1 protein-coding gene is annotated in these 1,101 nt (G+C 43.8%); it reads right to left on the reverse strand.

Annotated features, from left to right (window positions below; all coding sequences use genetic code 11):
• The coding region (locus FJZ26_06250) for a hypothetical protein (GenBank protein ID MBM3230007.1) at positions 1 to 522 on the reverse strand (522 nt) is incomplete at its 3' end.
• Between the last annotated feature and the right edge of the window lie 579 nt (positions 523 to 1,101).

The following is a 1,101-nucleotide window of genomic DNA, read 5'->3' on the forward strand; positions in this document are numbered from 1 at the left end:
TGAATGCGTTTCTATGTAGCCACTGCTGGTATAGAGGTCTTGAAAAAAATATCCACCACTGCCAAAGTCTGTTTTTATAAAATAGAGGGTACTGCCAACCTTCTTAAACTTGAGGTCTTTTTGGGCGGGGGTAAAACCGTTATGAAGAGCTAAAGCTTGATCGCCGCCCCACGAAGGGGTAAATTTCGGGGAACAGCCAAGATAATGATCGTTATTGTCAGCTCTGCGGATTCTAACGGTACAGCCATTAGTGTCTGTAAAGTTACCACTCACGGTGGTCACTTTAAATTTTGCAGTGTTGTCAACCGTGGAAATTTGTGTGGCTAGACTGCTTCCTTCTGGGGCTGCAATGTATTGACCCTTTGGTGTCTTGATGGCAATAATATCGTTTTCAGCAACACTACTAACTTCAATAAGCAATGGCGGGACACTTGCGTTGCTTGAGCCTAAGCCAGCCAGCGTGAGTGTCAATATGAGTATGTTCGTATGTTTAATTAAACTTTTTATTCCTAGCATCTTCATGGGTAACAACTCCTTCTTTTTAGGTTACCAAATTCTCCTTAGGCACCACACATGGGTTTTATATCTAATTTGAGTATATCCTTGCCAGTGCTAGTACTGGCGGTTTTAAAATTGAGGCAAACTTATTCATTTGAGGACACTCCTGATATAGATTGTGGATAACTTCCCACTAAACTTTTTGACTTACTACAAGGCTAGCCAACTTGAATTACAAAATGCAAGAATCTAAAAAAGGGCCCGGAATATCCGAGCCCCTTGCGTTGTACTTATTGCTTACGCGTGGTTATGGCTTATCTTGCTCAGTGGCTTTCGCGGCTTGTCTCGCGGCCTTTCTTTCAGCAACTTTAGCAGCTTTAGCTGCCTGCTTTTCAGCGGCTTTAGCTGCTTTTTGCTCAGCCTTCTTTGCTACTTTGTTCTCAGCTGTTTTGGCGGCTTTAGCTCCTGCTGGTTTTGCTCCCGAAGCCTTAGCTGCTTTTCCTTTTTTGGCTGGGCGTGTTGCCTTAGCTTTTGCCTTGGCTTGCTTTTTAAGGCTTGGCTTCTTAGCCTTCTTCGCCTTGGCTGGAGTCTTGGCTTTTTTCT

This window comes from Candidatus Parvarchaeota archaeon (genome assembly GCA_016866895.1).
Classification (GTDB): Archaea; Micrarchaeota; Micrarchaeia; order Anstonellales; family VGKX01; genus VGKX01.